A 23,944-nucleotide genomic window follows, 5' to 3' on the forward strand; every position below is an offset into this window, starting at 1 on the left:
CAATGTGCAATTAGTAATACAATAGACAAATGAATACTTATATTTTAATGTTATCAAAAACCTTTCCAAAGGGACATCTCCATGCCGGAGAACAAACCTTTTTTAAGGAGAAGCTCGGTATAAGCAAACTGCATACTATTCGTGCAAATTATCCTCTATGGGAACAGCGTATTGCAGAAATACAAGCAGGTAAAGGTGTATTGTCTATCCGGCAATGGGTGGGCGAACCATATAAGAGCAAACAGGTTGAAATTACACAGCTGACTGCAAATGAGGGTGTCGGTATTCAGAAACTAATATTTATCGACAATAATATCATGCTACCTGTTATTGAATATGGGTCAGGTAACGAATTCAAATCAATGGATAGATACATGTTTGCAAAAAATGACGGCCTTTCTTTCAAAGATTGGAAAGCGTGGTTCAGAAACTATGATTTATCAAATCCGTTGGCAATCATTCATTTTACAAATTTTAGATATTAATATTAAGATGAGCAAGGAAAGACGAATCATTGAGATTGCTCCAGGGCTGTTGAGCCCAGGAGGGCGCATGGGAGAGCGCTTTTTGAGCCGTGGGCACGTGTGCACCTATTGTCAAGGGAATGGATACCGTTGGCAGGAGGACGACTGGCAAGAACGATACAAGTTAAAGTGCCCAATATGTGAAGGTAGCGGTAAACTTGATGCAGTGATTAATGTTGAGTGGAAAGCTTCAAAAGAATAGTTATGGAAATGTTAAGATACAAGTCTGTCTGTCCGAACGACAAACCGATGTGGCTGTTAAAACTACAGATGGCAATCAGTAATACTTACTCTCTACGAGGAATAGAAGATACTGAAGAGGAATGGAAGCAGTTGAAAGACTTTATAGACTGGTTTATATCTAAGTTGTATGTTCGCAAAGACATAGCAGTGAAAAGCGATATAAGCACCTACCTTATGAGAGAAGATGGTCAGACCCAACTGCTTATCAAACGAAACGGAAAATTAATTCAAACATATTATATCAGTAAGTAAACGAGTAGACGAGTGAATGAGTAAACAAGTTATCAGTACGATTAACATGTCAACTTGTAAACCCGTAAACTTGTCAACTAAAACAAAAAAGATTATGACTACATTTTTAGACGAAATCAAACGCAGATTGCAAGTATGGCACGAACAACGCGCTGAGCGCATAGAAGCTAAGCGACAGGCACGGCTCGACGCAGAGGCACGTGAAGCCGTACAAGTAATGGAATTCAACGGCGAACTCTATGTATGTGTGCACGGCATACCGCTGTTCGGTGAATGTGATCTTAGTGACGACCTTACAGAGGCTGTAGCTTCTGGCCGTAAAGCGTATAAAGACTGGAAGGAGGAAAAACTATGGGAACGGACAGGAACTACGCTCGATTTTATACGTTGCTGAAGAAGATGCCTTGCGTAGACAAGGAAACGCTGGTGTATCAGTTCACACAAGGACGGACAGTTCACCTACGCCAGATGACAGCAAGGGAATATGAAGTAATGTGCCGCCAGATGGAGGATATTACAGGGTATGACGAGCGAAGACGTAAGCAGTATGATATCCTACGCAAGGCACGTAGCGGAGTACTTCACCAGTTGCAGATATACGGCATAGATACGACAGACTGGAACCGTGTAGATGCTTTCTGTAAAGACCCACGTATAGCAGGAAAAACATTTAGAGCATTGACAGTGGATGATCTCAATGCTTTGAACACAAAAATAAGAATGATCATCCGAAAACAAAAAACAGATTAATATGGTAAACATTAAGAATCTAAGTAAGGAAGAGCGTGCGAAGCTACTTGCTGAGTTACAGAACGAAGAAAAGCAGAGTCGCATTGAACGCCGTGAGACCTATGAGGGGCTACGTGCTGAGATGATGCACGATGTGTGGCAACGCTTAACACGTATCGTGACTGACGTGCGTGGCTTCCACGACTGGTTACAGGGTGAAGTTGAGAGCTTCGTAAGTGTGATGCGTGATTATGGTCAGGTTCGTAAGAACAACCAACGAAGCTACACGATTACTGACGGCGATTTCCGTCTTGAAATCTCAAGTAATAAGGTGAAAGGCTTCGACGAGCGTGCAGACCTTGCAGCAGAGCGTCTAATCGACTACCTCAAGCGTTATATGAAGCAAAGCGAGAAAGGTTCGGACGACCCAATGTATCAGATGGCAATGACACTGCTTGAGCGCAATAAGGCTGGTGACCTCGACTACAAGAGTATCTCTAAGCTGTACGAATTGGAGGATAAGTTCGATAGTGAGTATTCAGAGATTATGACGCTTTTCAAGGAGGCGAATGTGGTTCAGAAGAACGCTATCAACTACTACTTCTATCAGAAGAATCCGAAGACCAATGTTTGGGAACGCGTAGAACCAAGCTTCTGTAGGTTATAAAAGCCTCCCCAAGCCCCTCTTTAGGGGCTTGGGGAGGCTTCTTTATGTGTCCGTACACATAAATACGTGCTTTTATCATGTAATCACTTGCAAATAAGCTGATTATTTGTTAAATTTGCACGTAATGGGGAAAGGACGAGATAAAGCACTCATAGAGTTGCGCGACGAGGCATTATGCCGCCGCTACTACTACTGGACGGAGGAACGACGCCTCCGTTTCGATGATGCGTTGACATTACTCTCAAAACAAGAGTTTTTTATCTCCGAAGAGCGCATTATGGCCATCATCCGCCGCAAGTGCCGTGAGATAAAGGACATTCAGCTGCGACCAGTTCCCAAAGTGAAAGTACCACGATTGACGGCACAACAGTTAGAATTGTTTCAAAAGTAAAAAGGTAAGAGATGTTGGATAACGAGAAAAAGGTAAAAGGATAAGGATTCCTTTTATCTTTTTCTTTTTTATCTGGCAGCCGAATCGTCGTGCAACTCAAACTGAAAGACATATTCATACACCTTAATCATACCCGGCAACGAATAGAACCTTGTTTTCGTGCGATACAGCGGACCCATGTCGTCGTTGTGACGCGAACATTGAAGCACGGTGTACAGACGGTTCGCAAGGCGTAAACGTTCTGCAGCCTTTTCCGTTGTTCCCGAACCGATGTGCGTATCGTCATAACAATCAATGGCAAGCCGTGCTGTAAGCGTAACGACTCCTTTCTGCACACCCATGCCCACTTCGTTCCAGTCGGCTTCCATGTTGCCTATAAGAGCGCAAGGGAATGTGACGGGGTAAGTGTCTTCAGCTGTTTCCAGCTGCCCGCAGTCCTCATCTACGAGCGACAATTCTGGTATCTCACGACTAATGAGATTGAGGATTGACGTAAAAATCTCTTCCATATTCTATATTCCTAAAACATTGGTAATCTCCTGTTCTATTTTCTCATTGATGCGCTGCGTGAGCTCCTCACTCTCACCGAGAAACTGCCGTCGAGGAATCTTCACCGAGAGTTTTTGTTTCCGTGTAAGTGCAAGATTACGCCAGAACTCCGCCTGTGGTGACGCTGATTGCGCTGTAGCCTTTTTCTTACCCCGCTGTCCCTTTGAATCTTTACCCGATGCCTTGTAATACATATACCACGCAAAACGGCGCATACGGGGCGTAACAGTGGGGCTGACAGTGCCACCCTGATTGTGTATGGCAGCATAGGGCAAATCATTCGAAACCGTCACACGATAATCGCCAGGCACGTATTTAATGGAACTGAACAGATGGTTGCGCCCAGAGAGCAGCGGACCATACGAAGCTGATGCCGAAGCAGAACCTGACTGCTGTCGCCTTGTCACAGCCCACTTTTGCAAACCTCGATTAACGAAGCCACCTTTGCGGAAGTTGTCCTGATAATGATCCTTAGCCATGCGCCCCACCTTTACAGGTAATTGCCGTCGAACAAGTTGATCAACCTCCCGACTTTGCCTTTTTATGAGTTCCGAAAAATCTTTTATATCCATTTGCTTGCTTTATTCGTTGATTAGTTGTATATTTGCAGTGGTTCTGGTCGAAGGTATCGTCCCCGACCGGAACCTCCTACAATGTCAGGCTTTCCACCTGACATTTTTTATTTATAGATTATCAGCTTATTTTTCCAATGTATCATAATGGTTCTTTCTTTTTTACTTCTTGACAGATAGTTGGTTATGGTGCTATGAATCGTTGTTCTTGCGACAGAAGAAGGTATTTCCAGAATGATATTATCTGCTTGCTTTTTAGCTTTCTTAATATGATTCTCAATAGCGTTCTTTTGTTGTTTAATGGTTGCACTACGGTTCATACTTAGCATACTCTTTCCATCAAATAGTTTTCCGCCAATTAAAAAGTCAGGGTTTTTACCCTCAAATACATCTGAAGGTAACAGTTTTGCACGAAGAGCCTTCTGCGTTGGATTCATAGGATCAAGCCGTGGCAAAAGATAAACCTTAGTCTTGAGTTTATCAGAAACAAATTTTGCTAATCGCTCATTCTCTTCCACCTCATTCTTTCCATGATAAGGACTTGTAAACACCTGCCCTTTATAAGCGTCTTTATAAGTTTCTACTTTAGGAGGTTTCACGTCAACAGCATCTGCTTTGTTCAATTTAGAATCAATATACGGACAATGATAGCAGTCCTTTACTCTATCTCTGAACAGTCGCTTGAGCCTATCCTTGAACTTCGGAGTATAGAACGGACAATCGTCACACGAAGCGGGGAAATACGGGTGATCGTCAGAGAACGTCTCTCCCGTTGTGCCAGGGTTGCCTTTCAACCCAGCCTGCGGCTCTGAGTGTACGTCCTCAGCAGGCACAGGCGTAACCGCCTCGTCAGTACTCGTCAGGCTGCACTTACAATTCCATCGGTCGCCTGGGCGGTGCTCCGTCCAGAACTCATCATCAATCGGGCGTATCGTTCCCCAGTACTTCCTATGATCTTCCCCTGGGTGCAGGCTCGTTGAGGGCATCCACTTGAGGTTAGGCAGCACATCTCGTTCGCGGAGGAACTGCTGCCAGTCGGCTGTCTGATGCGCCCTTAGTACGGCTGTATCGTATTCTGTCCGTAGCCATGCGCCACACTGATGCGAAGCAATCGGCAGAACATCCTTCAACCACTGATTGAAAGGCTTTAAACCGCCGTTTGAATCCAGCATCCGTACAGCCATGTCGTTTTGAGCACGATGCACTTTGAAGGCAGAGAACACCTCATTGCTGTGTTTTAACTGCTGCTTGAAATCCTCATCACGGTCAACAGAAGGAAACGCATCATTAGTAGCCTGATTGAATACCTCACGAATGGCATCGTATAAGTAAGGTTCTATCTCTGTTTTCACATTGAACATCTTTCGATAGATGTTTGTCAAAGCCTTTCTTAACACGTCCTCACTTATCAGCATGTTCATGGCTGGCGCATCGTCAGCATCAAAGTAGTTTTGATTGACTACCAGTCTAAACGAGCCCCGTCCTTCGGGGCTTTCACGAAAAAAGAGCGGAGGCGATTCTTGAACTTTGAGACTTGAGTTTTTCCATTTGATGTTTGCGTAGTACCATCAGGATCTTCCTCTTTAGTCTGTTGCTTTAGTTTTTCTTCACGTGTTTTTTTATCCTCCAGCTGCTGTTGCTTCTGCTGGTCGTAGTTTTTAGGTTTTTCTACACCAAACTTCTCATAGAGATAATCATCATCAATAGGAAGAGAGAAAGTCGTGTGCAGCTGCGTAAGTACACTCATCTCCGTATTCGGATCAATGTCTTTCTTCTCAGGGAAGCAGAACTTACCACCAGCTGTGTTTATACCCATGTGTGAGAAGATGTCAGTCATATCATAGTTCAACACGTTGAGCACATATTCACGATCAGCCTTAGCAACACTTTCCTCCACCTTCTTATGTACCGTTCCCAGAGCCTGCGTACCCTTATCTGACGACTCCGTTGTTAGTGTGTTGCCCAGAACAAGCTTTGAAATCTCGCTATTACAGCGTTCCACCAATCTCTCATATACATCAGCCGAACCAGTTTTGTTGCCCGCCTCACGCAATTGAAGTTCTGTATCCTTGCCATGAATGAACGTGGCGAGCGATCCAATAGAGTTGGCATCATTCAAAGCTCTTGCACGTGCATCCTCATCGTCGGTCTCATAGATATATTCTTGAATGGGCATACCGAAGACTTCTGAGAATTGTGCCCAGTCGGCAGTTGTATTGCGTTTATAAATGACCCATGGAGCAGCCTTTGCAAGTAGTCCAAGATCGCTACTCCTACCAATAAAGAGTAAGTCGGCAAACTCTTCCCAAGGTGTACCAAGCAAATCTGTTTGGCGGGTAAGAATGAGCTTACGTACAGGCTCCACATGCTTACGTGGCACAAGGTCATAATCTATCCATTCTCCGTTCTTATAGAACTGAAGTAAAGAAAAGCCCCAAAAGCGTGCATCAAGAATGTCTGCTACGCAGCGATAGAACCAGGGAGACAGAATCTGTTCATTAATAGCATCATCGGGCTTTCCGTTGCGTTGGAACTCGATACTTGAGCATAGCACGGCATTCTTTCTTTTTTCTATGACACTTGAAAGATGCGTATCAAGCAATATGTCCGTATAGAGGTCGTATAGCTTAGAACGTTGCGAATAATCTACATTCTCTGCAGCCTTAATAGCTGTCATGAAGTCAGCCGTGTCGATATTGAAGCGCTTAGGCTGCGTAATCCTTACAATGGCAGGCTGCTTCTGCCCGGGACGTGGAATATTCCCACTGATAGTAATTCGTGTATTCTTCTTGCTCATGATTATAATCTATTTACTCGTTTCGTATTACTTTTGAACATCAACGGAGCTTTAGCAGCTCTTACGTCTTCTGGTAGTAGCGGTGCTCCATCAATGGATATATCTTCCTTCGCTACAGCCTTCATCCACTCCACGGCTCTCTCGTATCGATCTTTGCGCACTTGTGAAAGCTTCATGGGATTATGAATGCAGAAGATGTGATAGACAGTTATATCAATGACCATCATCAAGATGAGTTGATTGCGTGCTTCTCCTGAAGCCGAGAAAATGACATCGCAGTCGTAACGCTTAGATAGGTAGCCTCGCATTTCAGCAATAGCCCTATCCTCACATATCTCAACGAGTGACTCATCGTCCCTAACAAGTGCATCAAGTATCTCTCGGTGTACACTTGCATCATAGTCCTTTATATCAATAAACTGGCTCATATCCTATATTTGTTTTTGTTTCTTACGCTTCTGCGTGATTGTGTAAGAGGTCGATCTGCACGCTGTGCTGTCTGGTCAATCTTTCTGTTGCCACCCTCCACAGCATCAGGTCCATCGGCAGGGTATTTCAGCGAGAGCGTGAACAACTTGAACTGATCCTCTAACTCCTTCATGTGAGGGTTATCCTGTTCTGCCTCATTAAGAATCAAGTTTCCTTCACGATTCATTGGTTCAAGATTAGCCTCTATACGAGTTGCTTTATCCGTCTTCTTCTCCTCGTCCCCTTGTATATATAATGTGATGTTACGCTCTTTGCGAACCTTACGCACAAGCGGACGAAACACCTGCTGAAAAAATGGATCTTGAAGTTTATTATTCTCCATCCAGCAATAGACATTGGTGCGCCCAGCTACATATTCAAGCAGCTGCACATACCAGTCGATGAACTCTGAGTTGAGTGCCTGTGCAAGGCGTGCCTTAATTACGTAGAGTTTTCCGTCTTTCTTTCCAAGCAGCATTACAGCTTTGAATGACTTTCCTTTCTTTCCCCGGCTTTCTCCTGGAGCTGGATCACCATAGATGATGAGAAACTTGAACTTAGACAGTGGTGGTACCTTACCATAAACAACCTGCTTGAATATCTCACCTTCCGAAATAGGGTTGTTGAAATACTCATGCTGCTGTGAAAGTGTGGAAATCTTAGATAGCGTTCGGTCTATATGTTCCTCAGTATTTTTTTCAGGCCAGGTGCTCTTACCATTCTTATCACGGATATTAATAATATCCCAATGGTCTGCTTTTTCTCCAGCACGTGTGACACAGCAATCCTTTGCGATGATGTTCCCGCAGAAGATAATCAGGGTAGGTTCTGATGTTGAGCGTGTCGGATAGAGAGCTTGCTCCCACCACTCCCAACGCTTTTGTATAGTGTCAGGGTTCTTGGTATCCTCGTCAGTATCAAAATCGTCTACAAGTAGTACATCTGGACGAATGGCCTCATTACGTGAACCACGGGGCGACTGCCCTGCGCCAATGGCACGAAAAGCCACACCGCCCTTTGTTATAAACTCATCTTCCGTCCATGCACCAATGGTCCGCTGTTTGCCATAATAAGCTATGATACGTCCGTTTGCTTCAAGATTACCTCTGTAAGGGTCAAGTAGCCGAATCGCATTATCCTTACTATTAGAGGTGAGAATAACATTTCTCTTCTTGCCAGTTAAGGTGAGGTACATGACAACAAACATTGTAATAGTAGACTTTGCCAGCTCACGAGACCATGACAAAACTTCATACCATTCCTCATGTGCTATCATACGTCGGATAGCTCGCTTTTGGAAGTCTGCAAACTCATACTTAGCGTAGTTTGGAAAGAAATATTCTATCCATTCTATGGGGTGTGCCTCAAGATAGATACGATGCCTTTCTCGATCAGCTACACTCATTTCCTTGTCTACAGGAGTTGAGCGCATAATATCTTGGCGATATTTCTCCCAGTCAAGGAGCGCATGTTTATCGATTTGTTTCATATCTATAGAAGTGATTTAATGAATGCGTCAGAGAGTTGCGTAATTTCTTTTGCTTTCTCAAGATCTATGGGACGTAAGAACTCGATAAATTTTGTCTGCACGCTGATAACATCAGCTATACCAATATCAGTCTCCATCTTACGAATTGCAGCAGAGAGTTTTCCCAGGATGTCGGCCTCTGTACTATTGGCAAAACGTTCACCTTCTGGCTTCTCTGCAATTTTACTGTTTATCTCAGCCACCTGGCGATATAGGTTAGATACTTGTTCCTCGCGTGTCAGGGTAAGCCCGACCTTCTGCTTCTCCCATTTTCCGTCAGCTATCCACCTGTTCACTGTCACACGGGCGACACCCACACGGTCAGCAATCTCCTGCTGTGTGAGGTTCTCTTTGAGATAGAGCGTCTTTGCCCATTCCTTTTTCTGTGTATTGCTTAAATCCTTTGTCATTTGCACCTAAATTATAGTGCAAAGGTGGGGCGATTTCATGATGTTTGCAAATCGTGTCCGCATGATGCAACTTTATAACGTAAAGAGTTAGTTATAAGGTTTGTATGATAAAATGGCCGTTTGCAAAGTCGGAGAAAATCTTTCACCTTTGCATCAAAATCCGCAATGTGTGAAAGTGAAATAATAAAGAAAATGAAATCAAAAACATTCTTTAATATCATACCAGGTGAGGAAACCTGTTGCATTCTCCTTTATGGAGATATCGGGGATAGTTATGGTGCTGTCACCAGCAGTCAGATTACCAGTGAACTGATGGCAGCAGAGGCAACCTATAAGAATATAGATGTTCGTATTAATAGTATTGGTGGCGAGGTCTATACGGGCATTGCTATCTTTAACGCTTTGAAAGCGAGTAAGGCGAACATAACAATCTATGTTGATGGTGTAGCAGCATCCATGGCAAGTGTTATAGCCTTATGCGGGAAGCCTCTCTATATGAGTCGATATGCCCGTTTGATGCTGCACAGCGTCAGTGGTGGTTGCTATGGCAATACCAAGGACATGAAAGATATGATTTCACAGATGGAAAGCCTTGAGGATACGCTCTGTGATATGTATGCAAGCAAATTGGCTCAAGATAAAGAGACCATCAAGACAAACTATTTTGATGGAACAGACCACTGGCTTACAGCAGAACAGGCAAAGGAACTCGGTTTTATTGATGGTATATATGATGCCGACCCTGTTCCTGAAGAGAGTACACCCGAACAGATTTACACAATATTCAATAATAGGCTCAACGAGTCACAAAACATTTTAGACATGAATTTAGAAGAATTGAAGAAACGTCCGCAGTTCAAGGACTGTGCGACAGATGCGGAGGTACTGGCACGTCTGGATCAGTTAGAAGCAAAGGCTGGTAAGGTTAAGAGCCTTGAAGAAGAGAACATATCGCTTAAAGCACAGGTCAAGACTTTTGAAGACGCTGCCGAGGAAGAGGCCGCTGCAAACCGTAAGACGCTACTTGATGCAGCAGAACAGGATGGACGTATCAATGCTGAGACACGCTCTGTCTATGAGAACCTACTGAAGGAACACCCTGAGGATGGCAAGAAAGTGCTTGCATCATTGCCTACAAAAAAAATGGTCAAGGATACCTTGCCTAGTGGTCAACCACTTGAGGAAAGTCCATGGGAGAAGCGTCAGCGTGAAATAAGAGATAAATTCCACGGAAAGTTATAAGCAACCATGAGAGTAATAACCAAATAAAATAGAACAATGGCAATAACAATTAAAAACACCAATTACAATGGTGAGGTGCTGGAGCAGCTCCTAACTGTAGCAACAACGAGTAATGAGATTGTTGAGAAAGGTCTCATACATGTTATTCCAAACGTTGCTAAGAAAATCTCCATTCCACGACTTCGCACCAATAAGATGCTGCAAAGGCAGAAAGAAGACCCACAGGTGAGTGACAGCAAGGGAGGATTCGATTACTCTGAGAAGGCACTTGAGCCTGTAGATTTCATGGCTTTTACTGTATTCAACCCACGCACATTCGAGAGTGTCTGGCGTCCTTTTCAACCGAAGGGTGACCTTGTGTTTGCAGAGCTTCCTCCGAACGTCCAGAATCAGCTTCTTGATGCTCTCTCAAAGCAAGTTCAGTTTGAGCTCGGTACCCACTATGTGAATGGTGAAAAAGGAAGTGATGATGATCACCTGTTCAATGGTATCTTGACTCAGGCAGCTAAGGATACAGATGTTATCATAGCAAAGTCTGATTCGACTAAGATGACAGAGCGTCTTGCAGCGATTCGCAAGGTAATTCCTGTTGCAATCCGTGAGAATCCAAATTTGCGTATCCTAATGAGCGTAAACGACTTCGACAAGTACGATGAAGAACTTACTTCTCGGGAGTACAAAAATCGTGACGAAACGACACGCAACATCAAGCGATACAAGGATATTCAGATTGAAACTCTTGCGGCTTGGCCTGACGATCTCATCGTAGCTACATTGTGTAGTCCTGATGCGATGACATCTAACCTGTTCGCAGCTGTGAACCTACAGGATGATGAGCATGTCATCAAGATTGACAGAGTGAGCAACATGAGTGAGCTCTATTTCTTTAAGATGTTGATGAAGGCTGATACTAATATCGCATTTGGAGAAGAGTTCGTAGTTCTTGATAAGCGCACTTCCCCGAAGTTCCTTGCTCACGGATAAAAAACATTGTATAATTATTAAAAATAAACAAAATGGAAAAGACAATTAAGCAAGAAGAGAACGAGGTAAAGAAGGTTACTATAAAGGTAACAGAAGATTTCCTTGATAAGTTTGATACCTCTGTTCGCTATGAGGTAGGAACAGAGTTAGAGTTCGAAGAGGAGCGTGCAAAGGACGTTGTCAATCGAGGTCTGGCAGAATTTGTTGAACCTACTCTTCTCCAGGGTTAATGAGTAATCCTATGAAGTACCTTGTAATCCACTGCACCGCCACGCCGGAAGGACGTGAGGTAAGTGCTGCGGAGATACGCCACTGGCATACTGCCCCTATAAGCCAAGGAGGGCGTGGCTGGAAGCAAGTGGGTTACACAGACATGATACATCTTGACGGGCGTGTGGAACGACTTGTTCAGAACAACGAGGACGCAATGGTTGACCCGTGGGAAATTACCAATGGTGCTGCAGGTTACAACGCTGTGAGCCGACACATCGTGTATGTGGGTGGTTGCGACAAAGCTGGAAAGCCCAAGGACACTCGCACCACGGCACAGCGTGAAGCTCTCAAACGTTACGTCCAGGACTTCCATCGCCGCTTCCCTCAGATACGCATCGTGGGACACCATGAACTGAACCCAAGCAAGGCCTGTCCAAGTTTTGATGTTCCATCGTGGCTTCGTGAAATTGGTATCAGACAGGTTTAATTAAGATTGAAAGACAATGGCAGACACTATATTCCAGATTCTGCAATGGGCAATCCCGTCAGGTGGTATTGGTGCTGCCATTGCCTGGATAGCAGAAAAGAAAACGAGAGATGCCAAGACAGCTAAGGAGGTGCATGACACCTATAAGGCTATGTACGAGGATATCTCAGCACTATTAGTTGAAACTCAAAAGAAATATGAAGAAACAAAAGAGCAAATTGAAACTCTCGGCACAGAGAACAGTCGTACCCGTCGGGCACTTAACCGCTTATCTCGGGCTATCGAGGCTATTCAGATTTGTCCTCATCGTGCTAATTGCCCTGTCAGCGGTGAGCTGTCACTCGACGAAGAAGCTGACACAGGAAAGCAGGTCAGAGCAAAGCACAGAACTACTCGACAGCGAGGCAGTGAACATCAGCACACTGCAGATGCACCCCGTGAAGGTACCAATGTCGGCAGTGAGCCTAACGCTCAATCTGGACACACTGCGCCTGCTGCCTCTCGGAGCAAGCTACACGGCACGGCAGGGGCAAGCAAGTCTGAAGGTAAGTCGTAAGCCACAAGCCAAAACATCAAAGGCAGGCGGAACAAACGAAGCTGTTGAACCGGGCGAAATCATCATTGAAGCCAATTGCGACTCGCTCGAACTCGTTGCCATGCAGCTGTCAAAGACGGTCAGCGTTCTTAAAAAGCGTCTTGCCCGTCAGCAGCACAGCAGCCAATCGCAGCTGAAAGAACAGAAAGACACTACATCATTCAGCAGCGTTCAAGTGGCGTTCAAATGGCTTTTAATCGGCATTCTAACGGGCTTTATCTTATCGAAAATAAGAACAATTATTTCATTTATAAAACGAAGAGTATATGGCAAATAAAGATTTTTTGTATGGTCTCAGCAAGATGACCTTTGCTGGCAAGACGGTTGGTTACATCGAAAAAGACAGCTTCGAGTGGGGCGGCAAGGCTCCAGAGAGCGTTGATGTCGATGCCGAGCAGGTGCCAGATGCCCCCGTGTTGACATTGGTGCAGAAGAATAGTACGGTTGAGCCAAAGTTCAACATGATTCAGCTCAACTATGAGAACATGGCAGCCTTGCTTGGTGGTCATGCAACAGCGACTGGGTGGGAGGCACCAACGGACTTGTTACAACTTAGCGGAGAGTGCCTCATCGACACACCAAGCGGAAAGCGTATCAAGATTCCGAATGCAGTGTTGCTATCGAACCTCGGTGGTAAGCTGACGCTGACAGAGGTTTCAAAGATTGAGTGCCAGTTGAAGGTGATGAAGCCTGCTGATGGCACAGCACCATTCTCTATCATCGATATCCCTGCAGGATAATAGTAGCTGATTATGGATGAGCGGAAAGTTCAACAAGAGGCATCGGAAGCCCTGCTTGACGTAGGGGTATCGGTGCCTCTGAAACCCATTAAAATACCTTTCTGCAAGAAACCTTTGATGCTTCGAATGGCAATGCGTCGCCCAAGGCTAAGCACGCAAATCAAGATTGCCCGACTCTACTTGAGTTTAGGTACAACTTATAAAGAGCTGGAAACGCTTGACAAAGAAGCACAGATGCGTTTCATTGCAGAGCATGGTAAAACGGTGGCTGACATGGTGGCACAGACGATGTGTGGCAAATGGTGGAAACCCGTATGGATTGTCTCATGGGTACTGCGTCACATGGTCGACAACCTCTATTTGCAAGTAGCGATGATGAAGTTTGTCCTACTGTTAGGCACTGAAAGTTTTACGAATATTATCAGATCAGCCGAGATGACGAACCCGATGAAGCTGCGTCTGAGCCAACGAAGGAAGGGGAGTTAGCAACCGAGTATGAAGGAAGTCATAGCCCCTTTGGTCTGGTGTGGCAAATCGCAAATGCCACAGGTTGGAGCCGAGAGTACATTCTTAACGGCGTAAACTATCAGACATTGATGATGATGCTTGCAGATGCACCACGCTACGTCAAAAAGAAGAAATCGAACATGCGTACCGAAGAAGAGGGAACCCCAGCAGACGATGTTCTAAACTTCTTCCAGAGTAATCTAACTTAAAACCTCAAAACAAAAAGATGAAGGCTGTTGAAATAGAGTTCTTAATGAAAGGCAACCTTAAACAGGGTATGCAGGAAGTCGGCGGTGAAGCAGATGTGCTTGACAGTCGGCTTCGTGGTCTGCGTAATACTATTGGTGGACTATTCGCTGTCGATCAGAGTGCAGAATTTGTCAAGAAGATAATTGATGTACGTGGTGAGATTGAGAGCCTTCAGATATCTTTTGAGACCTTAGCTGGTAAAACTAATGGTGATAAGCTGTTTGGTGATATCAAGGAATATGCTGCCAGTACACCACTGATGATGAACGACCTTGCTAAAGGTGCACAGACTTTATTAGGTTTTAATATTGAAGCAGAGAAGGTGATGCCTATCCTTCGTCAGATAGGTGATATCTCTATGGGTGACTCTCAGAAGTTCAATTCCCTTACACTTGCCTTTGCACAGATGAGCTCTACTGGTAAACTGATGGGACAAGACCTGTTGCAGATGATTAATGCTGGATTCAACCCGCTCGTCGTAATATCAGAGAAGACAGGTAAGAGTATGAGTGTGCTGAAGCAGGAAATGACAGACGGGAAAATCAGCGTCGACATGGTTGCCGATGCCTTTGCCTCGGCAACGGGTGAGGGCGGTAAGTTCCATGGAATGCTTGAGAAGCAGAGTAAGGGTATGAAGGGAGCTATCAGTAACCTTGAGGGTGCATGGAAAGATGCTATGAATGACATGGGAGAAAGTAGCGAAGGTTTCATCATGCAGGGAATTGACCTTGCAACACTGGCTGTAAAGAACTACGACAAGTTGGGTAAGGCTATCCTTACGGTCGTAGCTGCTTACGGCGAATACAAGGGAACGTTGATGGCTGTACAGGCACTACAGAATATCATCAGTCAGCAGAAGACCGCAATAGAAGCCGACCGTGTAAACGAACTGCAAGAGCTTGTTGGGAAGTATAAGGAAACACTTAACTCTGATGCTATCAATGGCGACACGTCAGCAACACAAGCAAATACAGCTGCAAAGGCTGAAAATAAAGCAGCTATTGATGCCGAAGTAGCTGCTATGGAAAACGAACTACGTACTAAGGTGGCTGTGGCAGAGGCTAATTACAATGAAGCTACAAGTCTGGCAGCTGCAGCATCCTTACAGGTTGATGCTGCGAACGAGGCGGTTGTTGCGGCACAAGAGCAATATGAAGCTATTTTACAAACTGGAAATGGCGAGGCTATTGAAGCAGCGGAGTTAGAATTGAACACGGCTGCTTCAGAAGCAAATTCAGCAGCACGCAACTTGCAGGCGGCACGTGCGAATGTTGCAACGGCAGCAACTGTGAAGGAGACAGCTGCCACACGTTTGTCAACTTTCCAAACACAGGTTGACACAATCCAAAAGAATGCCAACACACGTGCTACAGGGCTTTGGGCTGCAGCCACACGTATGGCAACCACAGCTATGCAAAGTCTGAAAGCTGCCTTCATGTCTAATCCTTTCGGACTCGCTCTGGTTGCTATCACTTCGATTATAGGTCTACTCTCCATGTTCACCTCTGAAACGAAACAGGCAGCTGACGCAACCAGTCGGTTCCGCGAGAAAGTGATGCAGGAGCAGTCGCAGTTGGATGCTTATTATGCCACCCTTTCCAATGTTGAAAAAGGATCGAAGACTTATCAGTCTGCCCTTGATAGTATCAATTCACTTGCAAAAGAATATAATACTCATCAACTTTCACTCAATGACACTTTAACAGAGCAGAAAAAGAAGTATGATGAGCTGACTGAGGCTATCCGTAAGCAGGCAGCAGAGAAGACGCTTGCCGAAGCAGCAGCAAAGGCGAATGAAGATGCCATGAATGCTGAAAAGGAAGCCATGGATAGTTTGCTGGAGAAAGCCAAAGATGCAACGCATAAAGAAATACGTGAAGCCGTAGAGACAACACCAGAAGGTGTCTCAATAATGGTTAACAAGTCCGTCGATGTTGCCAGTGAAAAGCTACGTTCTGTTACCTCTGCCACATGGAATATGATTTCAACGGAGGTGATGAGTCATGCTGCTGACATATCTGCTGCATTTGCCAAGTCTCAAGAAGATGGAACAAAGGCAGTTCAGGAGGAAGTAGATTCCATCGAAAATATCTTGCGTACATTGGGTGTCACAGATAAGGAAATAGAAGCTTTCCATGATGACCTTTACGATTACGTGAACACATCGGCACAGGGATTCAGTGAGTCATACGGAGAGTTGGAACGAACACAGGCACAGCTGGAAGGTATAGCCAGTGCTACTATCGACACGAAGGACACGACCAACGAAGCTATTGACCAAATGAATTATGAGCAACTGGTTGAAAAGATGCAGAGTGTTCAAGCGGAGATAGATAATATCAATGCTAAGGAGGTTAAAGTAGAGACTGATAACTCACGCCTATTAGAGTTGAAAGGACTTCTTATTGACATCAACAACCTTATCCCAAAGGCACTGACAGCGGGTTCTGATGCTGATATGGAGAAACGCCTTCAGGATTTGAAGAAGAAGCGTGATGGAGAGGTATATGGTACAAAGGCTTGGGCTGACTATAATAGTCAGATTGGTAAACTGACGGCAAAACTCTCTGCGCATAAAGGGGGATATGCCGAGACAATTTTTAACGAAAACAGGAAAAAGAGTAAAAAGAAACCTAAGAAAAAGAAAGAGAAGAAAGGTCCCTCAAAGGAGGAGATTGCTCGGCAGCAAGCTCGCTATCAAGAAATACTTGAAGAGCAAAAAGAGGAGCGTAAGCGTGCTGCTAAGGATTTGGAACTGGAAACGCAGCAGGCACGGATTGATGCCATGCAAGAGGGGTCTAAGAAGACGCTTGCACAGATACAACTCGACTTCGACAAGGAGAAAGAAAAGATAAAACGGAATTATGAGGATATAAAGAAGAGTAAGATAGAAGCTGCACAAAAGGCTTGGGAAGCTAATCCTGTCAATAAGGGAAAAGTCTTCCATGCAAATCCTGCTGATAGTCGATTTGCTTATACTAAAGAGGAGGAGGAAAACAAGAAAGCGCAAGAGATGGCTGCTAAGCAAGACTTCCTCAAGAAGCGTTCAGATGTATTCTCTGCCGACCGCCAGGCAATGCGCGACTATCTAAAAGAGTATGGTTCTTTTAACCAGCAGAAATTAGCTATAGCAGAGGAATACGCCGAGAAGATAAAGAAAGCAACAAGTGAAGGGGAGCGGCAGAAACTGATAGCTGAACGCAACACTGCACAAAGTAAGGTTGACGTTGATGCCATCAAACAAAGTATTGATTGGGGCAGTGCATTTGGCGAGTTCGGAGCAATCTTTAAGTCTGAACTTGACCCGCTGCTCGGTAAGCTGCGAAAGATAACCGAGAGCAAAGAGTTTAAGAGTAGTAGTATCCAAGATCAATCGGCAGTATTTGAACTGATCCATCGCCTTGAACAAAGTTCTGCCGTATGGGACGGCGACATATTCCGTAAGGTTAGCAATGACATGGAGGCTTATCAGGCCGCTATGGAGAAGCTCATCACTGCACAAGAAGTGGAACGCCACGTATATGAAGAGACTACTGAAAGTCTGAAAAATGCACGTGAGAAACTTGAACTGGCACAAGCCGAAGGGAACACCGAGGATATGGAACGCTGGCAAACGGAAGTAAACCGCTTGGTAGCTGAACAGAATGCAGCAAGCACAGCTGTTGCAACATATAGTCAGGCAGCCAATGAAGCAACTGAAAGTCTCAAAGCAAGTGCTGACAGAGCCAAGGGAATGTTCGAAGGGCTGGAGAGTGCTATTAGTGGACTTACAAGTGGCTCGCTCAAAGGTCTGGGTGGCGCGCTGATGCAGCTTGACAAACTCTTTGGCGGCAGTGAGACTACAAAGACTGTAGGCAATGCACTTGCAAAAGGGTTTCAGTCTCTGTTTGGGAAAGACAGCAGCGTAAGCAAAGCTCTCTCAACAGCTCTTGGTGACACGGGAATGATGGGCGAAGTTATTAGTGCTGTCCTCGGTATATTCGATGCTATTGCACAGAATGGTATCAGCGGTATTGTTACAAGTCTTCAAGATACTATACTTGGAGCAGTCGAGAAGATATTAGATGATGTGTTCAGTGGAGAGATTATCACAAAACCTTTAGGTAATCTGATGGAACACCTTAATCATATACTTGACACTGTATCGTTTGGCGGATTCAGTAAGTTGACCAGTCTGTTAGGAGATGGCGATAGCGATAAGAACTTAGAGCGTGACCTTGAAAAGCTCACTGAAAGTAATGCTGATTTGAAACAGGCTATTGACAATCTCACCGATGAGCTTAGTAAATCGAAAATGAGTGATGCTGGCAGCCTATACGAACAACAGAAGCGGAACATAGAGGCTTTGGAGCGCAATGCACGTGAAAGTATGGCACGTAGTGGTGCTGCATACACAAATGGACATTGGTACAAAGCATGGACTGATGGGCACCACAGCTCGAACTATAAGATTAACGAAGGCATGAGAAATAGCGAGTGGGATGCTATCAGTAAACTGCTGGGTAAAAACGTGCGAGGTGCTGCTGACGTGTGGACACTATCAAGCAAGGAAATGTATGAGGTCGCAACGAAACTCACAAGTGAATACAGCCATCTTAAGGATCTTGCTAACGATGGATATAAGGACGCAGCGCAGTTCATGGACGATTACATCGGCTATTGGAAGCAGTTGGAAAAAATAGAAGACTCCTATCGTGAGAAGTTGACGGATGTTAGTTTCGATTCTGCCCGCAACTCATTAGTGTCGCTGGTGAAGGACGTAAAGAATAGCAACCGTGAGATACTGAAGAGTGTCGACGAGATGTTTGAGAATGCTATTCTAAACTGGATGCAGTCAGAAAAGTATGGCGATAGACTTCGGGCATGGTACAACAACTTTGCCGATGCAATGAAGGACGGACTTTCCAAAGGTGAAGCCGAGAGCTTGAGAAATATGTACACCAAGATAGTCAATGATATGCAGGCTGAGCGAAATGCTGCTTACGATGCTGCTGGCATTGACCCTTCCGAAGGAACGCAGCAAACAGGGCGAAGTGGTGCTTTTGAGACGATGACACAAGACCAAGGAACGAAACTGGAAGGGCTCTTTACCAGTGGACAGCTTCACTGGGCAAGCATGGACAACTTGCTCGCTAAGATAGCAGAGCGGTGGGCTTCGGCTTCCGACTGTCTTGCAGAACTGGTTGAGAACACGTCCTATTGCAAGCATTTGAAAGATATATCAGAAGATATAAAAGCTATGAAACGTGACGGAATGAAAATGAGATAAACTTATGGCAGAACATATATTATCAGGACAGGTGTTTATCAATGACACTGACATCTGGACAACTTACAAAGCTTTCCTGCGTGAGGAGCAGAAAGGCGGACACGAGAATCTCAATGCGCTGCTCGCACCTGCAAAGACAAAGGCGAATGTTGCAGTCAATATACGAGAGCAACATGGTGAAGAGTATAGCGATGACCTGCGTCCGAAGACAGAAGGGCGAGACGTAACACTTCATTTTGCCGTTAGTGCTAACACTTCAAGTGAGTTCGTCAGACGATACACTGATTTCGTGCACTTTTTGAAGCAAGGCAATAAAGGCTGGTTGAATTTCCGATTTCCTACGCTGAATTTAGAAATGCGTATGTTTGTCGATCAGTTCCCAAGCGGGTTTACGGCAATCAGCAACCTATGGTCGGCTGGACAGCAATGCGGAGCCTTCAAGGTGAAATTTCGTGAACCAGTCTCCTCATTCTAATGGTGTTTAATCAGTATTCAAATAGCATTTTATCAGTGAGCAATTACTATGCAATTCGTAAACCTATCACTTAGCGGTAGTAAACGATAAGTTTACGCATTAAAAGTGATAGAGTTACGATGCATAAACGATAAGTTTATTTTTTATAACCTACCAAGATGATTAAAATATACGGGAGCGACAATAATTTGAAGTGCCAAATAGAACCAGGCAATAACAGTCAACAAGATAAAACTCTTGGCGGCGACAACCTGCTTTCCCTTTCATTTGTGCATCATAGTTTTGTTCAGTTGGATGTAAACGACTGGTGCGAATTTGAGGGTGAACGCTACTGGCTGCAGGAACGCTATCTGCCGACACAGAAGAGTGAGAGTGAATGGAGCTACGATTTGAAATTCTATGGTATAGAAAGTCTTATCAAGCGGTTGTTGGTGCTGAAGAATCCTGATGGCGAGAACGAAGCGGTATTCACGCTTACTGCCCCAGCTGCAGAGCATGTGCGGCTCATAGTCGGCTGTATCAATGCTGGAATGAGTTCAACGGAGTGGAAGATGGGTAGTGTCATTGCAACCGAGAACCTGACTATAGACTACAGCGGAACTTATTGTGACGAGGCTCTACGCAAGGTTGCCGAAGCTGCCAAGACAGAATGGTGGGTGGAGGGACAGACGGTGAACGTCTGTCGGTGCGAGCATGGTGAGGAACTCACACTGCGTTATCCAGAGAGTATCACGCAGCTTGAACGCGATACGGCTGATGGTGTGAAGTTTTATACACGATTGTTTCCAATGGGTAGCTCGCGCAATATTGACCGTGAGAAGTATGGTGCTGTACGTCTCCAGTTGCCGAATGGTCAGAAATATGTGGATATGAATGTTGAGAAGTATGGTGTCTTTCATCATTATGAAGAGGTCGCCTTTGCTGACATCTATCCGCGTCGCATCGGTACGGTGAGCGAAGTGAGGGAATCATCGGTTAAGGACAACGAAGGTAAACCTTTCAAAATATACTGGTTCAAAGATAAAGACCTACCTTTCAACCCGAATAAATACGAACTGGCAGGACTGGTAAAGCATGTGGTGTTTCAGAGTGGCGAGCTCAACGGCAGAGACTTTGAAGTGAACTACCATACCGAGGAACGAGAGTTTGAAATCATAACCACCTGGCCTTATAATGACGATATGCAGCTGCCGGGTGGACTGCTCATTCCGAAGCCCGGTGATAAGTATATTCTTTGGAATATCCGTATGCCCGATGAGTATTACGGACTGGCTGAACAGGAGTTCCTCGCAGCGGTGGAAGCATTCAATGACAAGCATTGCATCGACACGTCGGTGTATAAATGTCCGACGCATCATGTCTGGATAGAACGCAATCGGGTGCAACTCTATATCGGGCGAAGAATACGACTGGAGAGCCAGCAATACTTCCCCGAAGCAGGTTTTCGCAGCAGTCGCATCACCCGCATTAGTCGCAGTGTGACGCTACCCAGCCAGATGAATCTTGAAATCAGCGATGCCACAAGTACGGGCAGCATGACTCGTATTAATGATGGCATTAACGAGGCAAAAAGTTACGCAATGTCAGCTCTCGGTGCTGTGCCAGACATCATACGGAGCGGTGAATCTACACTACCGACCGACACCAATCTTTTTTCCGCCCGCCGCTCGCAGAAGGAGTTCCTAAGCAAGAAGGAAGAAGACGTGGCGCAGCAGCTCATCACCTTCCTCAAGGGTATCGGATTGGGAGTAAATGGGCAGTTTTCAATCAATGCTGACGGCGTGGCACTACTCTCTCGCATACTCATCGGCAACTATATCAAGGACTCGACGGGTGCGGGCATATACGCTGATGAGCAAGGAAACTATCACATTGAGAGCGATTACGTCCACGTGCGTAAGCAGCTGACGGCAGAAGAGATGCAGCTGATGAAGTCGACACATATCAATGGTAAGGTGGTCAATTCCCCTGGTAGCTTTACTATCTCAAAAGTTGAGAAGATCGAGGGCGGTTGGCGGTGCTACTTCACGCAGCAGGATGGTGATGGACGCAGGGTGAGTAACACAATGGGTATGGACGATTATGCGTATTGTGAGACGTTCAATCTCGTCAACACACAAGGCGCATTGGCGAATCATTACTATCATCGCCGTGTCTTTGGACTTGGTGTTGATTATGTGGACATCTGCGATAACACGAATGCAGAAGACTATGCAAGTGGTAGCGACGAACCGCGCATAGGAGATGAGGTTTCAACATTGGGCAACAAGACTAATCCCGCACGTCAGCACGCTATCATTCAGGCAGCTGCAGGGACTGGCTCACCTTACTATCGTATGTATGTGGGCATTAATTCGTTCTCAATGCCAAAGCCAAAGATTCAGATGAGTCCGACTGAAGGGTCTTGGTGGATGGTTACGGACGAACATGGCAACGATATGCCGATGGAGGAGTACATAGCCTCTTTGAAATCACAACTTAACGCTGTGCAGGATCAGGCAGACAAGCAAATTGTAATATGGTTTGGTGATGCTGTGCCGACAGCCTCAACAGGACCTGCCAGTGAGTGGGCGGATGAAGCTACAAAGGAGATGCACCTACATGACATCTATTATAATAGAAGTTACGCAGAGACAGGTGGTGGTCGGGCGTATTCATTCGAAAAGAATCCTGATAACACATACGCTTGGAAAGAGATAACCGATGCTGACGTGTTGAAGTCGCTTGAGGCAGCGAAACGAGCACAGGACACGGCTGACGGCAAGCGCAGGGTGTTTGTACAAGACCAGCCAGTACCACCGTATGATAAGGGCGATCAGTGGAGCCAAGCCACGTTCGGCGACAAATATAAGAACGACTTGCTGGTATGTGTGAAATCACGTGGCAAGGACGAGGAGTTCGATATCGATGATTGGACTTCGGCGCAAGAGTACACTACGAAGAAGTTTGAGGCACAGCTGAAAATAGGCGATAAGACGATTGATGCCTTTGTGAGTGATTTGCGAACCGACATGGAATCTGTGGGACTTCATCTTGATGGCGAGAATAGTACACTTACTTTGGTAGCGAACAAGACCCGCATACAAGCCGCTGACGGAACAGAATCAGCCGTATTCAATGCTGATGGCACAATCGACGCACGACGTATCATAGCGCAAGGCACGGAGGACAGGATAGAATATGGTATCATTGACGGGCGAGCTAATCTCATAATCAAGGATAAAGAGGGTAACACTATGCTACGATTGAACCGCAATGGCATTGTTCTTCCAACGGATATTACGGCATACGCACGAAAGCATGCGTGCCTAATGTCTGTCAAGGAGGCGGGTGATGGTGTGTATCTTTCGGCTTCGTTCAACTTCACACTCTATGTGCGCAATACAGGATTTGAAAATAGCACGTTCGGAGACAATATCCGAGTGGAGGTTGATGTCCCCAATCTTGACATTAAGAATATGGTTATACCAGTTATGGAGGGACAAAGCAAGGCGATAGCAGTTGATCAGTCAGCAGAAATTCTATATGTTGAAAGTTACAACCATCAGTATAAATCAGGGACTATGTTGCCCATAACTCCCCAATTTGAGTATCGTGTGATATGGCGAGGCAATATCATTGATTACGGACAGGGTGAGATAACAAAATTAAAGGAGGAGGAAGGGATAAGAACCCACCCCAACCCTCCCGAAGGGAGGGAGTTTGAATAGTTCTTAGTGGGTATTAAAGGTCAAAGGTAAAAGAATTAATGTATAACAAACGTAACAACAAGCAACACCACTAATCAGTCTCCCCTCCCTTGGGGAGGGGCTGGGGGTGGGTACTTATGATGAAGTATATCAAGCTACATATCACAGAGAGTCATGTAACTGACAATCGTTTTACACAGGCTTCCGTCCGTAGTATTGAGGATGCGACTGGCGAGAACTTTGTGTCCGCCCACCCCAAGCTGCTGCAGGATATAGTCTGCCATGCTCTATCATTGGCGCACGGCGTTCAGATTGAAGGCAACAACGGATTTACATACGTATTTCCTTTTAAATTATCATAGAT

25 protein-coding genes and 1 pseudogene are annotated in these 23,944 nt (G+C 45.3%); 19 read left to right on the plus strand and 7 right to left on the minus strand.

From position 1 onward, the window contains the following. Window positions 1–29: 29 nt before the first annotated feature. The 7 genes from F0475_RS04235 (at window position 30) to F0475_RS04265 (ending at window position 2,806) form a co-directional block, all read left to right on the plus strand. On the plus strand, window positions 30–485 hold the full coding sequence (locus tag F0475_RS04235) for a hypothetical protein (RefSeq protein ID WP_155715591.1): 456 nt from the start codon (window positions 30–32) through the stop codon (window positions 483–485). Between the two features lie 7 nt (window positions 486–492). After that, a complete protein-coding gene (locus F0475_RS04240) occupies window positions 493–726 on the plus strand; it encodes a hypothetical protein (protein ID WP_155715593.1) in 234 nt (77 codons plus the stop codon). A gap of 2 nt (window positions 727–728) precedes the next feature. Further along, entirely contained in the window at window positions 729–1,019 is a 291-nt protein-coding gene (locus F0475_RS04245) for a hypothetical protein (RefSeq protein ID WP_155715595.1), read from the plus strand. Between the two features lie 94 nt (window positions 1,020–1,113). Beyond that, on the plus strand, window positions 1,114–1,413 hold the full coding sequence (locus F0475_RS04250; protein ID WP_155715597.1) for a hypothetical protein: 300 nt from the start codon (window positions 1,114–1,116) through the stop codon (window positions 1,411–1,413). Continuing rightward, window positions 1,371–1,769 carry a hypothetical protein gene (locus F0475_RS04255; protein ID WP_155715599.1) on the plus strand — a complete coding sequence of 133 codons (399 nt, stop codon included), beginning with the start codon at window positions 1,371–1,373 and terminating at the stop codon, window positions 1,767–1,769. The genes F0475_RS04250 and F0475_RS04255 overlap by 43 nt, the downstream gene beginning before the upstream one ends. Before the next feature lies 1 nt (window position 1,770). Next, on the plus strand, window positions 1,771–2,415 hold the full coding sequence (locus tag F0475_RS04260; protein WP_155715600.1) for a DUF3164 family protein: 645 nt from the start codon (window positions 1,771–1,773) through the stop codon (window positions 2,413–2,415). Window positions 2,416–2,539: 124 nt separating this feature from the next. After that, the gene (locus F0475_RS04265) at window positions 2,540–2,806 is read left to right on the plus strand and encodes a transposase (RefSeq protein ID WP_155715602.1); all 267 of its coding nucleotides are present in this window, start codon (window positions 2,540–2,542) and stop codon (window positions 2,804–2,806) included. A gap of 68 nt (window positions 2,807–2,874) precedes the next feature. On the opposite strand, the gene F0475_RS04270 is transcribed toward F0475_RS04265, so the two are convergent. From F0475_RS04270 to F0475_RS04300, 7 genes are all read right to left on the minus strand, one after another. After that, a complete protein-coding gene (locus F0475_RS04270; RefSeq protein ID WP_155715604.1) occupies window positions 2,875–3,315 on the minus strand; it encodes a hypothetical protein in 441 nt (146 codons plus the stop codon). A gap of 3 nt (window positions 3,316–3,318) precedes the next feature. Further along, window positions 3,319–3,927 carry a phage virion morphogenesis protein gene (locus tag F0475_RS04275; protein ID WP_155715606.1) on the minus strand — a complete coding sequence of 203 codons (609 nt, stop codon included), beginning with the start codon at window positions 3,925–3,927 and terminating at the stop codon, window positions 3,319–3,321. Window positions 3,928–4,034: 107 nt separating this feature from the next. Next, window positions 4,035–5,348: a CdiA C-terminal domain-containing protein gene (locus F0475_RS04280; RefSeq protein ID WP_155715607.1), complete on the minus strand. Its 1,314-nt coding sequence runs from the start codon at window positions 5,346–5,348 to the stop codon at window positions 4,035–4,037. A 38-nt stretch (window positions 5,349–5,386) separates the two neighbouring features. After that, complete coding sequence (locus F0475_RS04285; RefSeq protein ID WP_155715609.1) at window positions 5,387–6,724, minus strand: phage portal protein family protein; 1,338 nt, start codon at window positions 6,722–6,724, stop codon at window positions 5,387–5,389. A gap of 2 nt (window positions 6,725–6,726) precedes the next feature. After that, window positions 6,727–7,152, minus strand: coding sequence for a phage protein Gp36 family protein (locus F0475_RS04290; RefSeq protein ID WP_155715611.1), 426 nt, complete (start codon window positions 7,150–7,152; stop codon window positions 6,727–6,729). Continuing rightward, window positions 7,149–8,681, minus strand: coding sequence for a hypothetical protein (locus F0475_RS04295; protein WP_155715612.1), 1,533 nt, complete (start codon window positions 8,679–8,681; stop codon window positions 7,149–7,151). Before F0475_RS04295 ends, F0475_RS04290 begins: the two co-directional genes overlap by 4 nt. A gap of 2 nt (window positions 8,682–8,683) precedes the next feature. After that, on the minus strand, window positions 8,684–9,130 hold the full coding sequence (locus F0475_RS04300; RefSeq protein ID WP_155715614.1) for a YfeC-like transcriptional regulator: 447 nt from the start codon (window positions 9,128–9,130) through the stop codon (window positions 8,684–8,686). 192 nt (window positions 9,131–9,322) lie between these two features. Between F0475_RS04300 and F0475_RS04305 the strand changes: the two genes are divergently transcribed. From F0475_RS04305 to F0475_RS04360, 12 genes and pseudogenes are all read left to right on the plus strand, one after another. Then, window positions 9,323–10,372, plus strand: a complete 1,050-nt coding sequence (locus F0475_RS04305; RefSeq protein ID WP_155715616.1) for a head maturation protease, ClpP-related — start codon at window positions 9,323–9,325, stop codon at window positions 10,370–10,372. Between the two features lie 36 nt (window positions 10,373–10,408). Continuing rightward, window positions 10,409–11,341: pseudogene (locus F0475_RS04310) on the plus strand (hypothetical protein); the annotation flags it as partial. Between the two features lie 47 nt (window positions 11,342–11,388). Then, a complete protein-coding gene (locus F0475_RS04315; RefSeq protein ID WP_155715620.1) occupies window positions 11,389–11,586 on the plus strand; it encodes a hypothetical protein in 198 nt (65 codons plus the stop codon). Then, a complete protein-coding gene (locus tag F0475_RS04320) occupies window positions 11,586–12,056 on the plus strand; it encodes an N-acetylmuramoyl-L-alanine amidase (RefSeq protein ID WP_155715622.1) in 471 nt (156 codons plus the stop codon). The genes F0475_RS04315 and F0475_RS04320 overlap by 1 nt, the downstream gene beginning before the upstream one ends. A 16-nt stretch (window positions 12,057–12,072) precedes the next feature. Next, complete coding sequence (locus F0475_RS04325) at window positions 12,073–12,612, plus strand: hypothetical protein (protein ID WP_155715624.1); 540 nt, start codon at window positions 12,073–12,075, stop codon at window positions 12,610–12,612. Between the two features lie 305 nt (window positions 12,613–12,917). After that, a complete protein-coding gene (locus F0475_RS04330; RefSeq protein ID WP_155715626.1) occupies window positions 12,918–13,391 on the plus strand; it encodes a hypothetical protein in 474 nt (157 codons plus the stop codon). A gap of 12 nt (window positions 13,392–13,403) precedes the next feature. Next, the gene (locus F0475_RS04335; RefSeq protein ID WP_155715628.1) at window positions 13,404–13,877 is read left to right on the plus strand and encodes a hypothetical protein; all 474 of its coding nucleotides are present in this window, start codon (window positions 13,404–13,406) and stop codon (window positions 13,875–13,877) included. A 38-nt stretch (window positions 13,878–13,915) separates the two neighbouring features. Beyond that, on the plus strand, window positions 13,916–14,107 hold the full coding sequence (locus F0475_RS04340) for a hypothetical protein (RefSeq protein ID WP_314867488.1): 192 nt from the start codon (window positions 13,916–13,918) through the stop codon (window positions 14,105–14,107). Window positions 14,108–14,124: 17 nt separating this feature from the next. Continuing rightward, the gene (locus F0475_RS04345; protein WP_155715632.1) at window positions 14,125–19,416 is read left to right on the plus strand and encodes a tape measure protein; all 5,292 of its coding nucleotides are present in this window, start codon (window positions 14,125–14,127) and stop codon (window positions 19,414–19,416) included. 4 nt (window positions 19,417–19,420) lie between these two features. Then, window positions 19,421–19,891 carry a hypothetical protein gene (locus F0475_RS04350; protein WP_155715633.1) on the plus strand — a complete coding sequence of 157 codons (471 nt, stop codon included), beginning with the start codon at window positions 19,421–19,423 and terminating at the stop codon, window positions 19,889–19,891. Window positions 19,892–20,049: 158 nt separating this feature from the next. Next, a complete protein-coding gene (locus tag F0475_RS04355; protein WP_234422955.1) occupies window positions 20,050–23,601 on the plus strand; it encodes a hypothetical protein in 3,552 nt (1,183 codons plus the stop codon). Between the two features lie 116 nt (window positions 23,602–23,717). Next, window positions 23,718–23,942, plus strand: a complete 225-nt coding sequence (locus F0475_RS04360; protein WP_234422956.1) for a hypothetical protein — start codon at window positions 23,718–23,720, stop codon at window positions 23,940–23,942. The last annotated feature ends 2 nt before the right edge of the window (window positions 23,943–23,944 follow it).

It is taken from the genome of Prevotella vespertina (assembly GCF_009728485.1).
Classification (GTDB): domain Bacteria; phylum Bacteroidota; class Bacteroidia; order Bacteroidales; family Bacteroidaceae; genus Prevotella; species Prevotella vespertina.

What these genes read in the sequence shown, in the direction of transcription:
- F0475_RS04275 (WP_155715606.1), bottom strand. Translation starts at nt 3,927, where the DNA reads ATGGATATAAAAGATTTTTCGGAACTCATAAAAAGGCAAAGTCGGGAG.
- F0475_RS04315 (WP_155715620.1), top strand. Translation starts at nt 11,389, where the DNA reads ATGGAAAAGACAATTAAGCAAGAAGAGAACGAGGTAAAGAAGGTTACT.
- F0475_RS04290 (WP_155715611.1), bottom strand. Translation starts at nt 7,152, where the DNA reads ATGAGCCAGTTTATTGATATAAAGGACTATGATGCAAGTGTACACCGA.
- F0475_RS04235 (WP_155715591.1), top strand. Translation starts at nt 30, where the DNA reads ATGAATACTTATATTTTAATGTTATCAAAAACCTTTCCAAAGGGACAT.
- F0475_RS04270 (WP_155715604.1), bottom strand. Translation starts at nt 3,315, where the DNA reads ATGGAAGAGATTTTTACGTCAATCCTCAATCTCATTAGTCGTGAGATA.
- F0475_RS04345 (WP_155715632.1), top strand. Translation starts at nt 14,125, where the DNA reads ATGAAGGCTGTTGAAATAGAGTTCTTAATGAAAGGCAACCTTAAACAG.
- F0475_RS04330 (WP_155715626.1), top strand. Translation starts at nt 12,918, where the DNA reads ATGGCAAATAAAGATTTTTTGTATGGTCTCAGCAAGATGACCTTTGCT.
- F0475_RS04260 (WP_155715600.1), top strand. Translation starts at nt 1,771, where the DNA reads ATGGTAAACATTAAGAATCTAAGTAAGGAAGAGCGTGCGAAGCTACTT.
- F0475_RS04360 (WP_234422956.1), top strand. Translation starts at nt 23,718, where the DNA reads ATGATGAAGTATATCAAGCTACATATCACAGAGAGTCATGTAACTGAC.
- F0475_RS04280 (WP_155715607.1), bottom strand. Translation starts at nt 5,348, where the DNA reads ATGAACATGCTGATAAGTGAGGACGTGTTAAGAAAGGCTTTGACAAAC.
- F0475_RS04295 (WP_155715612.1), bottom strand. Translation starts at nt 8,681, where the DNA reads ATGAAACAAATCGATAAACATGCGCTCCTTGACTGGGAGAAATATCGC.
- F0475_RS04305 (WP_155715616.1), top strand. Translation starts at nt 9,323, where the DNA reads ATGAAATCAAAAACATTCTTTAATATCATACCAGGTGAGGAAACCTGT.
- F0475_RS04320 (WP_155715622.1), top strand. Translation starts at nt 11,586, where the DNA reads ATGAGTAATCCTATGAAGTACCTTGTAATCCACTGCACCGCCACGCCG.
- F0475_RS04245 (WP_155715595.1), top strand. Translation starts at nt 729, where the DNA reads ATGGAAATGTTAAGATACAAGTCTGTCTGTCCGAACGACAAACCGATG.
- F0475_RS04355 (WP_234422955.1), top strand. Translation starts at nt 20,050, where the DNA reads ATGATTAAAATATACGGGAGCGACAATAATTTGAAGTGCCAAATAGAA.
- F0475_RS04285 (WP_155715609.1), bottom strand. Translation starts at nt 6,724, where the DNA reads ATGAGCAAGAAGAATACACGAATTACTATCAGTGGGAATATTCCACGT.
- F0475_RS04255 (WP_155715599.1), top strand. Translation starts at nt 1,371, where the DNA reads ATGGGAACGGACAGGAACTACGCTCGATTTTATACGTTGCTGAAGAAG.
- F0475_RS04240 (WP_155715593.1), top strand. Translation starts at nt 493, where the DNA reads ATGAGCAAGGAAAGACGAATCATTGAGATTGCTCCAGGGCTGTTGAGC.
- F0475_RS04325 (WP_155715624.1), top strand. Translation starts at nt 12,073, where the DNA reads ATGGCAGACACTATATTCCAGATTCTGCAATGGGCAATCCCGTCAGGT.
- F0475_RS04265 (WP_155715602.1), top strand. Translation starts at nt 2,540, where the DNA reads ATGGGGAAAGGACGAGATAAAGCACTCATAGAGTTGCGCGACGAGGCA.
- F0475_RS04300 (WP_155715614.1), bottom strand. Translation starts at nt 9,130, where the DNA reads ATGACAAAGGATTTAAGCAATACACAGAAAAAGGAATGGGCAAAGACG.
- F0475_RS04350 (WP_155715633.1), top strand. Translation starts at nt 19,421, where the DNA reads ATGGCAGAACATATATTATCAGGACAGGTGTTTATCAATGACACTGAC.
- F0475_RS04335 (WP_155715628.1), top strand. Translation starts at nt 13,404, where the DNA reads ATGGATGAGCGGAAAGTTCAACAAGAGGCATCGGAAGCCCTGCTTGAC.
- F0475_RS04250 (WP_155715597.1), top strand. Translation starts at nt 1,114, where the DNA reads ATGACTACATTTTTAGACGAAATCAAACGCAGATTGCAAGTATGGCAC.